This is a genomic window from Pedococcus sp. P2_A3, assembly GCF_056405035.1.
This window is the reverse complement of record NZ_JBFUCW010000022.1, coordinates 15,128-28,193: the sequence shown is the minus strand read 5'-3', so window position 1 is coordinate 28,193 and position 13,066 is coordinate 15,128. Positions and strand designations below refer to the sequence as shown.

Genomic DNA, 13,066 nt, shown 5'->3' with positions numbered 1-13,066 from the left:
GCAAGAGGAAGACAAGTGCCTACTGGCAAGGTCAAGTGGTACGACGCGGAGAAGGGCTTCGGCTTCATCTCCGACGACGACGGAAGCGACGTGTTCCTGCACGCGAACGCCCTTCCCGAGGGCGTCGCGACGCTCAAGGGCGGCACGCGCGTGGAGTTCAGCGTGGCCGAGGGACGTCGCGGCACGCAGGCGCTGCAGGTGAGCCTGCTCGAAGCCGCCCCCACCGTCAGCGCCGGCAAGCGCGAGGCGTCGCGCAAGTCCCCGGAGGACCTCGCGCCGCTCGTCGAGGATGCCATCAAGCTGCTCGACAACGCCTCCAACGCGCTGCGGCGCGGGCGTCGGCCCGAGAAGGACCACGCCACCAAGCTCGCCGCCGTCCTGCGCTTCCTCGCCGACCAGATCGAGCCCTGATGCCGGCCATGAAGGCGGACGCCGTCCTGGCCGCAGCCGTCGACCTCGCCCGCGAGGCGGCCGAGTCGATCGCGGAGCGCGGCACCGTCGGTGACCACCTCGGCATGGAGATGGACGACGAACGGCTCGCCACGCACTACTTCGCGTGCACCGCGAAGTCCTACCCCGGCTGGCGCTGGGCGATCACGATCGCCCGCGTGCCCCGCGGCAAGACCGCGACGGTGTGCGAGACCAACCTCGTCCCGGGTGACGGCGCGTTGCTCTCGCCCGAGTGGCTCCCGTATGCCGATCGGCTGGCTCCCGGCGACCTCGGGGCCGGCGACGTCCTCCCCTACAAGGAGGACGACCCGCTGCTCGAGCCCGGGTTCGAGGCGACCGGTGACGAGGAGGTCGACGAGCTCGCCGCGTACGAGCTGGGCCTCGGCCGCAAGCGCGTGCTGTCGGCGGAGGGCCGCGAGGCTGCTGCGCAGCGCTGGTACGAGGGCGAGAGCGGCCCGCACGCCGACGTCGCCGAGAAGGCCCCGGCCCCCTGCTCCTCCTGTGGCTACTTCCTCCCGATGGCGGGTGCACTTCGCTCTTTTTTCGGCGTGTGCGCCAACGCCTGGTCACCTTCCGACGGTCGCGTCGTAAGCCTTGACCACGGCTGCGGCTACTATATGTTATTTGTCAACCCGGTGTCGACGCCCCACCACCGTTTTGCGGGCAGGGTCTTTCCACAGGCCACGGTCGCGGCTCGGGCCCGTCCACAGGTCCGTCGGTGCCAGGTCCCCCACAGCGGGTGCGCCCGCGATCCTCGCGACATGGACTCCCAGTCACGAGCACTGTTGACCGCACAGCAGGGCGTCGTCGGGGCGGTGCAGCTGAGCACCCTCGGGATCAGTGCCGACGAGGTGGGTCGGTGGGTTGACCGCGGCGAGCTGGTGCGGGTGAGAAGAGGGGCGTATGCCGATGCGTCCCTGTGGACTGGAGCCGGCCACGACGAGCGCTACCGGCTCACCGTCGCCGCGACGATGCGTTCGAGGAGCAGGTCTGAGACGGCCACCCACCACTCGGCGCTCGCCCTGCACGGTCTGCCGCTGTGGCACGTCGACCGCGGCCTCGTCGTCCTGATGGCCGACGTGCAGGAGACCACCACGTCATCGGGCCTGCGGGTCATGCCGTTGCGTGCGCTCGTGGACCGCCGGGAGGTCGACGGGCTGACCACGCTCGCGGTCGCCGATGCCATCGTCACGAGCTCCTCGGTCAGTGTCGAAGCCGGCGTCGTCGCCGGTGATGCGGCCCTCCATGACGGCCGATGCAGCCTGGGCGACCTGCAGGCCGCGGCCGGACGACTCCGCCGGGGCTTGCGTGGGACTGCCCGCCTTCGCCGAGCCATGGCGAGCCTTGACCCGGCCGCGGAGTCGCCCGGCGAGAGCAGGACCCGGCTGGTGCTCGAGGCCCTCGGCCTGCCCGTTGAGTCCCAGGCCACCCTGTGCGACGAGCGCGGCGAGCTGGTGGGTCGAGTCGACTTCCTGGTCGCCGGTCGCGTGGTGGTGGAGTTCGACGGCGCCCTGAAGTACCGCGGGGACGACGGCCCGGCAGTCGTCGTGGCCGAGAAGCGGCGTGAGGACCGGCTGAGGGAGCTGGGGTACGAGGTGGTCCGGGTCACCTGGGACGAGCTCGCCCATCCTGAGCGGATCCTGGCCCGGATCCGGACGAAACGGGCTCCACAGACCACGTTTCGTCGAGCAACCACCGTTTTGCGGAGGGGGTTGCCGGTGCGCAGGGGGTTGCCGGTGCGCAGGGGGTTGCCGGAGCGCAGGGAGGGGCTACTCGGCGCCGGCCGCGTTGCCCCGACCGCGGCGCACGTAGGAGAACCCGATCAGGCCCAGCGCGATGCCCGCCACCGGCACCCAGGGCCACCAGTCGCGGCTGCCCTCGTGCAGTGTCGGCACGGCGAGGATGACGACCAGCGCGACCACCCAGGCGACCTCGCCCCAGAGCACGACCCGGGCGGTGCTGACGGCGAGCGGCTGCAGCTCCTCACCCGCGGGTGGGACGTCGGTCCCGGCCCCCACCGCAGCGGGCGCCACCGGCTCCCCGTCGGTGCCCGGCCGGCCCCGACCCTGCGACTCGCTCATGCGGGCAGCGTAGCCTTCACGATTCGGAAACACGCAGGCCCTACCCTGCTGCCCATGGCCAAGCCCTCCTCCCCGCCCAAGGCGGCGCAACGTCCCTCCCCGGCCCGTGCCGGTGGACTCGACGGCTTCTTCCGGATCACCGAGCGTGGCTCGACCCTCAGCCGCGAGGTCCGCGGTGGGTTGGTCACCTTCTTCACGATGGCGTACATCGTGGTCCTCAACCCGCTCATCATCGGCACGCAGCAGGACGGCGTCGGCCAGTTCCTCGGCGGCGGCGACATCGTCAAGGCGCAGACCCTCGTCGCGGCCGGCACCGCCCTCATCGCCGGGGTCATGACCTTGCTCATGGGCATCGTCGCGAACTACCCGCTCGCGCTGGCCACCGGTCTCGGCCTGAACGCGTTCGTGACGTTCGGCATCGCAAAGCTGCCGGAGATGACCTGGGCCGACGCCATGGGCCTGATCGTCATCGAAGGCGTCATCATCCTGGTGCTCGTGATGACCGGGTTCCGGCAGGCGGTCTTCAAGGCGATCCCGGGCCAGCTCAAGACCGCGATCTCGGTCGGCATCGGCCTGTTCATCACGATCATCGGCCTGGTCGACGCCGGCTTCGTGCGCCGCACCGGCACCGGTCCGGTCCCGGTCGAGCTCGGCATCGGGGGCACCCTCAACGGCTGGCCGTTGCTGGTCTTCGTGCTCGGGTTCCTGGCGATCGTGATCATGATGGTCCGCAAGGTGAAGGCCGCGATCCTCTACGGCATCCTCGGCGGCACCGTCCTGGCGATCATCGTCGAGGCGATCGGCAAGATCGGCGGCCAGTTCGACGCCACCGGCAAGTTCGTCAACCCCGCCGGCTGGGGCCTCAACGTCCCCGCCCTGCCCGACCAGGTCGTCGACGTCCCCGACTTCTCCCTCATCGGCAAGTTCAACCTGCTCGGCTCGTTCGACAAGCTCGGCTTCGTCGCGGCCCTGCTGCTGGTCTTCACCCTCCTGCTCGCCGACTTCTTCGACACCATGGGCACGATGGTCGCCGTCGGCGCCGAGGGCGGCCTGCTCGACGAGCACGGCAACCCCCCGAACTCCGACAAGATCCTGCTCGTCGACTCGGTCGCAGCCATCGCGGGCGGCGCCGGCTCGGTCTCGTCCAACACCTCCTACATCGAGTCGGCCGCCGGGGTCGGCGAGGGCGCCCGCACCGGCCTGGCCTCGGTCGTGACCGGTGTGATGTTCCTGCTTGCGACGTTCCTCGCCCCGTTGGTCAAGGTCGTCCCCTACGAGGCAGCCACCCCGGCCCTCGTGGTCGTCGGCTTCCTGATGATGCAGCAGGTCAGGGGGATCGACTGGGACGACCTCGACATCGCCGTGCCGGCCTTCCTGACGATCGTCCTGATGCCGTTCACCTACTCCATCACCGTGGGGATCGGCGCGGGCTTCGTCGTGTACACGCTCATCAAGGTGGTGCGCGGCAAGGCCTCGGTGATCCACCCGCTGTTGTGGACGGTCTCGGCGCTGTTCCTCCTCTACTTCGCGATCACCCCGATCAAGGAGGTCCTCGGCGTCGGCTGACCTCCAGCCCGACCACGACCACACGCAGGTATGCCGCGTGGCCCCGTGAGGGGGTCACGCGGCATACCTGTGTGGTTTGGCGGGGTCGGGCTGGAGGTGGGAGGCTCCGGAAATACTTAGCAGAGGTAATGAGTTATGCTAAGTATCGACAAGGAGCGAACCATGACACCACCCCCCGCACGCGCCCGCCGCGCTGCCGATGCTGGTCTCTCGCCCTCCGCCGTCTCCGCCCTCGCGGGTGAGCTCCGTCTCGCCTGCATGCGCATCAGTCGCCGTGTGCGGTTCGAGAGCACGCATGTTGTTGCGCCGCACCAGTTCTCGGTGCTGTGTCGCCTCGAGGAGGCGCCGCGCACCCCGAGCGAGCTCGCGGAGATCGAGAAGGTGAGCGCGCCCAGCATGACCCGCACCGTCGCCGCCCTGGTCGAGCGCGGCCTCGTCGAGCGCACCGCTGACCCGGCTGACGGCCGCCAGGTGATCCTGTCGCTCACGCGCGACGCGACCTCCCTGCTCAAGGACATCCGTCGCAAGCGCGACGCCTGGATGTCGGTGCGCGTCGGCCGCCTCACCGCCGAGGAGCAGGACGTCCTGCGTCAGGCCTCGGCCATCCTGACCCGGGTGGCCAACGAGTGAGCCCGACCTTCTCCTCGCTCGACATCCGCAACTACCGGATCTACGCCGCTGGGGCGTTCATCTCCAACATCGGCACCTGGATGGGCCGCGTCGCCCAGGACTGGCTGGTGCTCACCGAGCTGACCAACCACTCGTCGTCGGCGCTCGGCATCGTGACCGGTCTGCAGTTCCTGCCGTTCCTCCTCCTCGCGCCGTGGGCCGGCATGATCGCCGACCGTTACCCCAAGCGGCGGATCCTGGCCATCACCCAGACCTCGCTCGCGCTGTCCTCGCTCGCCCTCGGGCTGCTCGTCGTGAGCGGCTCCGCGCAGCTGTGGATGGTCTACGGCCTCGCGCTGTTCACCGGCGTCGCGACCGCGGTCGACAACCCCGCCCGCCAGACGTTCGTCTCCGAGATGGTGCCTCGGGACCGGCTCGCCAACGCCGTGTCGCTCAACAGCGCGTCGTTCAACGCGGGCCGTCTCATCGGGCCCGGGGTCGCCGGACTGACGATCGCCGCGTTCGGCACCGGCTGGACCCTCATGCTCAACACGCTCACCTTCATCGCCGTGCTGCTCGCGCTGGTCTCCATGCGGCCCGGCGAGCTGCGACCAGCCCCGGCGCTGGCCCGCGGCAAGGGCGCCATCCGCGAGGGCATCTCCTACGTGCGCAGCCGGCCCGACATCCAGCTCGTGATGGTGCTGGTCTTCGTGCTCGGCACCTTCGGCATGAACTTCCAGATCACCACGGCGTTGATGGCCACCAAGGAGTTCGGCAAGGGACCTCAGGAGTACGGCCTGCTCGGCTCGATCATGGCGATCGGCTCGCTCACCGCCGCCCTGTTGTCGGCCCGGCGGGCCAGGCCACGCCTGCGCATCCTGCTCGTCGCGCTCGTCGGGTTCACGATCTCCAGCGGGCTGGCCGCGATGGCGCCGAGCTACGTGCTGTTCGCCCTCGCCCTGGTGCCGGTGGGATTGTCCGCGCTCACCGCGCTGACCACGGCCAACGCCATGGTCCAGCTGAGCGTCGACCCGGCCATGCGTGGTCGGGTGATGGCCCTCTACATGGCGATCTTCATGGGCGGCACGCCGCTCGGAGCGCCCCTCATCGGCTGGATCGGTGATGTCTGGGGTCCGCGCTGGACCATCGCCATCGGCACGATCGCCATCGCCATCACGCTGGTGGTGGTGTCGATCTGGACGGCCAGGCACGAGAATGTGCAGGTGACCTACGAGTCCCAGCGTCGCCCCCGCATCCGGATCCGCACCCTCCCGCAGCCCGAGGTGTCCGAGCCGGTGCCTGAGGCCGCCCGGTGACGCCCGTCTTCCGGCGGCGGGTCACCATCGCGGTCCTCGTGATCGTCGTGGCCGCCGCAGTCATCGCGAGCCTCGTCCGCTGACCATCCTCGTCCGCCGACCACCCCCGACTGCTGATCACCCCGACTGCCGAGCACCCCGACTGCCGAGCACCCCCGCCTGCTGAGCACCCCGACTGCTGGCCACCCATGCCTCATCCGAGGGCCTGATCCGGGCCTCGGTGCGACACCAGCGGCCAGAAGTCGCAGGAGGGGCGTCAGGTGTGGAGGTTGCAGAGCACGACGACGCCCAGGGCGCTGAGCACCGGGTCATAGCCGGCCGGGCACTTCCCACCCACCGGGAGCACCTGCAGCGGCAGGGCGGGGGTGGTCGGAGCCGGAGCGGGCGTGCTCGGGCTGGGAGTCGGGGTCGGCGTGCTGCCGGTGAGCCCGCCGACGACACCACCCACGACACCACTGACCACGCCGGTCACGCTGCCACCGCCGCTGGGCGAGGGCGTGGGCGTCGGGCTGGACGAACCACCGCCCGTGCTGCCGCCACCCGCGGGGGTCGACGATCCGCCACTGCCCGGCTTGGTGGCCGGCTTGGCTGCGGGTTGCGAGGCCTTCACGGGGTCGTAGCTCGTCATCGGCCGCGGCTCGCCGGAGGGGAGGTAAGGGGAGCCGTTGCGCTGGGAGTCGGTGAGGTCGGAGCCGGGCACGACCGTGTAGCCACTGCGGTAACCGGCAGCGAGGGCCAGCACCTGGTCGGCATACGCGTCGCTGTGGTTGTAGCGCAGCACGGCCGAGCGGGCGCCGGAGTCGGTGCTGAGGTCGCCGGGGCCTGAGCAGAGGTAGACCGCGGTGGCCGTTGCGGCGTCGGCGATGTTCTGCGGGTCCTTGCGCCCGTCGCCGTTGGCGTCGACGCCGACCACGCGCCACGTACCGGGGATGAACTGCATCGGCCCGACCGCGCGGTCCCAGGTGAGGTCGCGGTCGTACACCCCGCCGTCGGTGTCGCGGATGGCTGCGGTGTTGTTGCTGCCGTTGAGGGGTATGCCGTAGATGCCCGGGCGGACGGTACCGTCCCGGTCGATGCCGTTCCCGCCGTAGCGCCCGTGGTTGGACTCCACCTTGCCGATGGCGGCGATCAGGGCCCAGTCGATGCGGCACTGCGCATCGGCGGCGTCGACGATCGTGGCTGCGCGGCGATAGGCGTCGAGGGCGGCGGCAGGGATGCCGTTCACGGTCATCGACGACGGTAGGCCGGCCGGCTGGTAGAGCGGGGTGGGCTCGGCCTCGGCGGGTGCGGGGAGCTCGGGCAACGACGGCAGCACGGGTGCGTCGAGGCGGTCGAGCGCCGTGCCGGGGACGGTCACCAGGGGGGAGGAGTCGGCCACGATGTGGGTCGACGGGCTCCCGCCGGTCGCCGCGAGGGCGATCCCGCTGGCGACGAGGGCGATCGCCGGCACGGCTCCAGCAGCAGTCCGCCACGGCAGTCGCATCGTGCGTGTCATCGTCCGGCTCCTCGACGTCGCTGTCTCGACCGTTGGGGTGTCCACCCCGGGTCACATGAGGGTCAACGAGTGGTTCGGCTCGAAGTTACGCGACAGATCGATCGCCAGGCGGGTGGAATGGCCCGCAAAACGGCCGTTGCGCGGCATAACGGGCGCTATAGACGCCGTTTTGTCGCGCAACGGCCGTTTTGCCGGGGAAGGGGAGGGGTGGAGAGGGGGAGGGACGGAGCGAGGGCGGTGGTCAGCCGACGACGTGCTCGATGCACGCGATGAGGGCCGACACGTCGTCGGGGTCCACCGCGGGGAAGGTGGCCACCCGGAGCTGGTTGCGCCCCAGCTTGCGGTACGGCTCGACATCGACCACGCCGTGCGCCCGCAGCGTCGCGGCGACGGCGCTCGCGTCGACCTCGTCAGCGAAGTCGATCGTGGCGACCACCTGCGAGCGGGCGGCGGGGTCGACGACATACGGGGTCGTGTAGGAGGTGCGCTCGGCCCAGTCGTAGAGGCGACCGCTCGAGTCGGCGGTGCGCTTGACGGCCCAGTCGAGCCCGCCCTGCTCGTTGATCCAGTCGACCTGGCTGCGCAGCAGCGCGAGCGTGCCGAGGGCGGGCGTGTTGTAGGTCTGGTTCAGCCGGCTGTTGGTCACGGCCGTCGGCAGGCTGAAGAAGTCGGGCACCCACCGACCCGAGGCGGCGATCTCCTCGACGCGGGCGAGCGCTGCGGGCGAGAAGGCCGCCAGCCAGAGGCCACCGTCGGCGGCGAAGCACTTCTGCGGACCGAAGTAGTAGACGTCAGACTCGGACACGTCGACGGGCAGGCCGCCGGCGCCGGAGGTCGCGTCGACGAGCACGAGGGCGCCGTCGTCGGCGCCGTCGACGCGCTTGACCGGGGCCATCACGCCGGTGGACGTCTCGTTGTGCGGCCACGCGTAGACGTCGACCCCGGCCTCGGCGCGGGGGGTGGCAAGCGTGCCCGGGTCGGCCTTGATCACCGTGGAGTCACCGAGGAACGGCGCGTTCTGGGTCACCGAGGCGAACTTCGCGGAGAACTCGCCGAACGCGAGGTGCTGGGCGCGCTCGCGCACCAGCCCGAACGCCGCGATGTCCCAGAAGGCGGTCGAGCCGCCGTTGCCGAGGATGATCTCGTACCCCTCGGGGAGGCTGAACAGCTCGGACAGCCCCTCGCGGACCGCGCCGACGAGGTTCTTGACCGGGGCCTGGCGGTGGGACGTGCCGAGGAGGGTCGTCCCCAGGCTGGCGAGGTAGTCGACCTGCTCGGGTCGCACCTTGGAGGGGCCGGAGCCGAACCGGCCGTCCTTGGGCAGCAGGTCGGCGGGGATCGTGGGCGTCGCAGTCTCGGTCACGTCGTCAGTCTCTCACCCTGTCCCGAGGCGTGGGACGTGAGGTCCACCACCCGGACCAAGGCACAGGTATGCCGCGTGGCCGGCTCGGCCACGCGGCATACCGACCGGGGCTCAGCCCTGGTAGCCCTTGACGGCGTCGAGCCCGCGCGGGCCCTCGCCGATGTAGCGCGCGGACGGCCGGATCAGGCGGCCGGTCTTCTTCTGCTCGAGGATGTGCGCCGACCAGCCGGCGGTGCGCGCCGACACGAACAGCGGAGTCATCATGTCGCCGGGTACGTCGGCGAAGTCGAGCAGCACGGCTGCCCAGTAGTCGACGTTCGTCTCGAGCACGCGGTCGGGCTGGCGCTCGCGCAGCTCGGCGAGCGCTGCCTGCTCGAGCTCGAGGGCCACGTCGTAGCGCGGGGCCCCGAGCCGCTTGCAGGTGTCACGCAGGACCGCGGCCCGCGGGTCGTAGGCACGGTAGACGCGGTGCCCGAACCCCATCAGCCGTTCGCCGCGGTCGAGGACGTCCTTGACGTACGCGCGGGCGTCACCGGTGCGCTCCACTCCCTCGATCATGTGCTGCGCGCGGGAGGGGGCGCCGCCGTGGAGCGGGCCCGACAGCGCGCCGATCGCGCCCGACAGGCAGGCAGCGACGTCGGCACCGGTCGAGGCGATCACCCGGGCGGTGAAGGTCGAGGCGTTCATGCCGTGCTCGGCCGCGGAGGTGAAGTACGAGTCGATCGCCTCGACGTGCTTGGGGTCGGGTTCGCCCCGCCAGCGGATCATGAAGCGCTCGACGATCGTGCGGCCTTCGTCGACGCGCGCCTGCGGCACCATCGGGGTGTGCTGGCCGTGTGCGGACTGGGCGATGAACGACAGGATCATCACCGACGCGCGGGCCAGGTCGTCACGGGCCTGCTCGGGGGAGATGTCCAGGAGCGGCTTGAAGCCCCACAGCGGCGCCAGCTGGGCGATCGCCGACTGCGCGTCGACCCTGATGTCGCCGGTGTGCACCGGCAGCGGGAACGGCTCGGCCGGGGGGAGGCCGGGGTCGAACTCGTTGTCGACCAGCAGCCCCCAGACCTGCCCGAAGCTGACCTTGCCGACGAGGTCCTTGAGGTCCACGCCGCGGTAGCGGAGCGAACCGCCTTCCTTGTCGGGTTCGGCGATCTCTGACTCGAAGGCGATGACGCCCTCGAGGCCCGGCTTGAAGTCGCTGTCGGACATCGGTGTCCTCTCGGCATTCGGTGTTGGAGGGGGTCGCCCGGTGGGGCGCCCGGTTTCCTACTGGCGGGTTCATTCTGCACTGTCTGCCCGATGGGCCACTATGGGCCGATGCTCAGGCCTGAGACGGACTACGACGGAGAGGTCTTCACCGACGACCTCAGCGGGTCCTCCGCGGGCGGTGCGCGGTTCCTCGAGTGCACCTTCCAGCGGTGCGACCTCAGCGAGCTGCGCGCCCCGCGCTCGCGCTTCTCCGAGACGAGCCTGTATGCCGTGCACGGAGCGGGCCTCGACCTCGCCGAGTCGACCTGGGCCGACTGCCTCGTGCAGGGTGCGCGGCTCGGGGCCGTGGCGCTCTACGGGTCCGAGCTGGCGCGGGTGCGTCTCGAGGGCTGCAAGGTCGAGTTCCTCAACCTCAGGGGGGCGACGCTGCTCGACGTCGAGTTCGTCGACTGCCAGCTGGTGGAGGCCGACTTCGGGGAGGCCACGCTGACCCGGGTGTCGTTCGAGGGGTGCCGCCTGGTCTCGCCCGACTTCACCAAGGGGACCTTCAAGGACGTCGACCTCACCGGCGCCGACCTCGCCGGTCCACGCGGGGTGGCCGGGCTGCGTGGTGCCACCGTGTCGGCGGTGCAGCTGATCGACCTCGGCCCAGCCCTCGCTCACGAGCTCGGTCTCAAGGTCGCCGACTGAGCGGGCGTCAGGCCTTGCGGGCCTGCCGCTTGTCGCGCACCGACATGGTGTTGCCGACGGTGCGGACCTCGAAGAGCTCGGTCGCCTTGAGCAGCTTGCTCAACGACGCGTAGCCGTGGTTGCGCGAGTCGAAGGACGACTGGTTCGAGATGCTGTTGCCGACCGCGCCGACGCTGGCCCAGCCGTCGTCGTCGGCAGCCCGGGCGACGGCGTTGCGCAGCAACCGCACCAGCCCGCCGTCCTGGCGGAGCTCGGCGGTCGTCCGGCGAGCGGGGCTGGGCTCCGCCTTCGGAGCTGCCTTCGTGGCAGCCTTGGTCGCGCCCTTCTTGGCCGCGGCCTGGGCCGCTGTGGCCTTGGTCGTGCGACTGCCTTGCGCGGAGTCAGTGGGCGAGTCAGTGGGGGTGTCGGCGCTCTGGGTCGCTGACGAGGCCTCCGCGGCGGAGGTGTCGGCGACCTCGTCGGGCTCGGCGAGCTGGTCGAGGAAGAGGAACTTCGTACAGGCCGAGCGGAACGGCTCGGGCGTCTTGCGCTCGCCGAACCCGTAGACGGCGGCGCCCTTCTCGCGCAGGTGCATCACCAGCGGGGTGAAGTCGGCGTCCGACGAGACGATCCCGAACGCGTCGGGGTGGTCGTTGTACAGCAACGCCATCGCGTCGACCACCATCGCCATGTCGCTGGCGTTCTTGCCGCGGCTGTAGTCGTACTGCTGCATGGGGCGGATCGCCCGCGGGTGCAGCACGTCGGCCCAGGGCCGCAGCCCGGCCTTGGTCCAGTTGCCGTACGCGCGGCGGATGCTGGTCTCGCCGTAGGCGCTGAGCTCGTTGAGGATCAGGTCGATCTTCGTGGCCGAGGAGTTGTCGGCGTCGATGAGCAGGGCGATCCGGGCGCGGGGGTCCATGGCCCGACCGTACGGCACCGGGCGTCGCGGCCGTGACCGCGCGGCATACTGTCGGCTCGTGGCGCTGCTCCTCGACCTGACCCCGTTGCGGGACAACGCGCCGTACCGGCGGCTGTATGCCGGGTTCACCCTCTCGAACGTCGGCAGCCAGATGGCCGTGGTCGCGATCGGCCTCCAGGTCTACGAGATCACGCGCTCGACCGCGGCGGTCGGCATCGTCGGGTTCTGCGCCCTCGTGCCGCTGGTGTTCATGGGCCTCTACGGCGGGACGCTGGTCGACCACTTCGACCGGCGCAGGGTCGGGCTCATCGCGCAGGCCATTTCCTTCCTGGCGAGCCTGCTGTGTGCTCTCCAGGCCTGGGCCGGAAACACGCACGTGTGGGTGCTCTATGCGTTGGTGGCGTTGTGGAACGGCGCGTTCGCGGTCTCGTCAGCCGCCCGGTCGTCCATCTACCCGCGCATCCTCGCGCGCGACCTGCTGCCCGCGGCGAACGCCCTGTCGGTCTTCGCGATGGCCACCTCCATGACCGTCGGCCCGCTGCTGGCAGGGGTGCTCGTCGACTGGGGCGGGTTCAAGGCGGCCTACACGACCGACGCGCTCATCACGACGGCCGCGCTCTGGGGGCTGGCGCGGTTGCCGTCCCTGCCGCCGGAACCGGCCGAGGAGGGCGCTGCGCCCAGCCGGCCCGGGCTGCGGTCGGTGCTCGACGGGTTCGCGTTCCTGGCCACCCGGCCCAACGTGCGGATGACCTTCGTCGCCGATATCTGCGCCATGCTGCTGGCCCAGCCACGGGTGCTCTTCCCAGCGGCGGGCGCGGTGATCTTCGGCGGGGGCGCCAAGACCGTCGGCGCCCTGTCGGCCGCTGCCGCGGTCGGCGGGATCGTCGCGATGTTCTTCTCCGGTCAGCTCGGGCACGTGCGTCGCCAGGGCCTGGCGATCCTCGTGTCGATCGTGGGGTGGGGGTTCGCGATMGCCGGTTTCGGGGGAGCGATGCTCGCAGCGGGTGGGGTGATGTCGAAGGGAGCGGCGCTGTGGCTCGGGCTCGTGGCGATGGCGGTCGCCGGCGGGTCCGACTCGGTCAGCGCGGTCTTCCGCACGACCATCCTCCAGGCGGCCACCCCCGACCACCTGCGCGGGCGGCTCCAGGGCGTCTTCATCGTCGTCGTGGCGGGTGGGCCGAGGCTCGGGGAGATGGCCGGCGGCTTCCTGTCCCAGGGCATCGGGGAGGCGCGCACCGCGGTGGTCGGTGGGTTCGCCTGCGTGCTCGCCATCGTCGTGCTGGCCCGGCTCCAGCCGGGGTTCGTGCGCTACGACGCGCGGCACCCCACGCCGTAGGCCCCGAATCCCGGCCCATGGGCCGCAATTCCCGGGCCGGAGCGTCGGGCGGG

Annotated in this window: 10 protein-coding genes and 1 pseudogene; 7 read left to right on the top strand and 4 right to left on the bottom strand. The window is 70.9% G+C overall.

Annotated elements, in window-relative coordinates; genetic code table 11:
• The first annotated feature begins 15 nt into the window (after positions 1-15).
• The 5 genes and pseudogenes from AC1DX8_RS16520 to AC1DX8_RS16500 all read left to right on the top strand — a co-directional run bounded on the left by AC1DX8_RS16520 (position 16) and on the right by AC1DX8_RS16500 (position 6,022).
• Positions 16-411, top strand: coding sequence for a cold-shock protein (locus AC1DX8_RS16520; protein ID WP_477631033.1), 396 nt, complete (start codon positions 16-18; stop codon positions 409-411).
• Positions 411-1,346, top strand: a pseudogene (locus AC1DX8_RS16515) (DUF3027 domain-containing protein); the annotation flags it as partial. The gene AC1DX8_RS16520 and the pseudogene AC1DX8_RS16515, both read left to right, overlap by 1 nt.
• A 1,239-nt stretch (positions 1,347-2,585) precedes the next feature.
• Positions 2,586-4,097 carry an NCS2 family permease gene (locus tag AC1DX8_RS16510; RefSeq protein WP_477631112.1) on the top strand — a complete coding sequence of 504 codons (1,512 nt, stop codon included), beginning with the start codon at positions 2,586-2,588 and terminating at the stop codon, positions 4,095-4,097.
• A gap of 162 nt (positions 4,098-4,259) precedes the next feature.
• Positions 4,260-4,727 carry a MarR family winged helix-turn-helix transcriptional regulator gene (locus AC1DX8_RS16505; RefSeq protein WP_477631032.1) on the top strand — a complete coding sequence of 156 codons (468 nt, stop codon included), beginning with the start codon at positions 4,260-4,262 and terminating at the stop codon, positions 4,725-4,727.
• Positions 4,724-6,022: an MFS transporter gene (locus tag AC1DX8_RS16500; RefSeq protein ID WP_477631031.1), complete on the top strand. Its 1,299-nt coding sequence runs from the start codon at positions 4,724-4,726 to the stop codon at positions 6,020-6,022. The genes AC1DX8_RS16505 and AC1DX8_RS16500 overlap by 4 nt, the downstream gene beginning before the upstream one ends.
• A gap of 256 nt (positions 6,023-6,278) precedes the next feature.
• On the opposite strand, the gene AC1DX8_RS16495 is transcribed toward AC1DX8_RS16500, so the two are convergent.
• The 3 genes from AC1DX8_RS16495 to AC1DX8_RS16485 all read right to left on the bottom strand — a co-directional run bounded on the left by AC1DX8_RS16495 (position 6,279) and on the right by AC1DX8_RS16485 (position 10,089).
• Positions 6,279-7,517, bottom strand: a complete 1,239-nt coding sequence (locus AC1DX8_RS16495; RefSeq protein WP_477631030.1) for a lytic transglycosylase domain-containing protein — start codon at positions 7,515-7,517, stop codon at positions 6,279-6,281.
• A 241-nt stretch (positions 7,518-7,758) separates the two neighbouring features.
• Positions 7,759-8,880, bottom strand: a complete 1,122-nt coding sequence (serC, locus tag AC1DX8_RS16490; RefSeq protein ID WP_477631029.1) for a phosphoserine transaminase — start codon at positions 8,878-8,880, stop codon at positions 7,759-7,761.
• Between the two features lie 111 nt (positions 8,881-8,991).
• On the bottom strand, positions 8,992-10,089 hold the full coding sequence (locus AC1DX8_RS16485; RefSeq protein WP_477631028.1) for a citrate synthase 2: 1,098 nt from the start codon (positions 10,087-10,089) through the stop codon (positions 8,992-8,994).
• A gap of 108 nt (positions 10,090-10,197) precedes the next feature.
• On the opposite strand from AC1DX8_RS16485, the gene AC1DX8_RS16480 reads away from it, so the two are divergent.
• The gene (locus AC1DX8_RS16480; RefSeq protein ID WP_477631027.1) at positions 10,198-10,779 is read left to right on the top strand and encodes a pentapeptide repeat-containing protein; all 582 of its coding nucleotides are present in this window, start codon (positions 10,198-10,200) and stop codon (positions 10,777-10,779) included.
• A 7-nt stretch (positions 10,780-10,786) separates the two neighbouring features.
• Here AC1DX8_RS16480 and AC1DX8_RS16475 read toward each other — a convergent pair whose 3' ends face one another.
• Positions 10,787-11,677, bottom strand: a complete 891-nt coding sequence (locus tag AC1DX8_RS16475; protein WP_477631026.1) for an NYN domain-containing protein — start codon at positions 11,675-11,677, stop codon at positions 10,787-10,789.
• Here AC1DX8_RS16475 and AC1DX8_RS16470 point away from each other — a divergent pair.
• Complete coding sequence (locus AC1DX8_RS16470) at positions 11,676-13,013, top strand: MFS transporter (RefSeq protein WP_477631111.1); 1,338 nt, start codon at positions 11,676-11,678, stop codon at positions 13,011-13,013. The two genes, AC1DX8_RS16475 and AC1DX8_RS16470, sit on opposite strands and share 2 nt — an antisense overlap.
• The last annotated feature ends 53 nt before the right edge of the window (positions 13,014-13,066 follow it).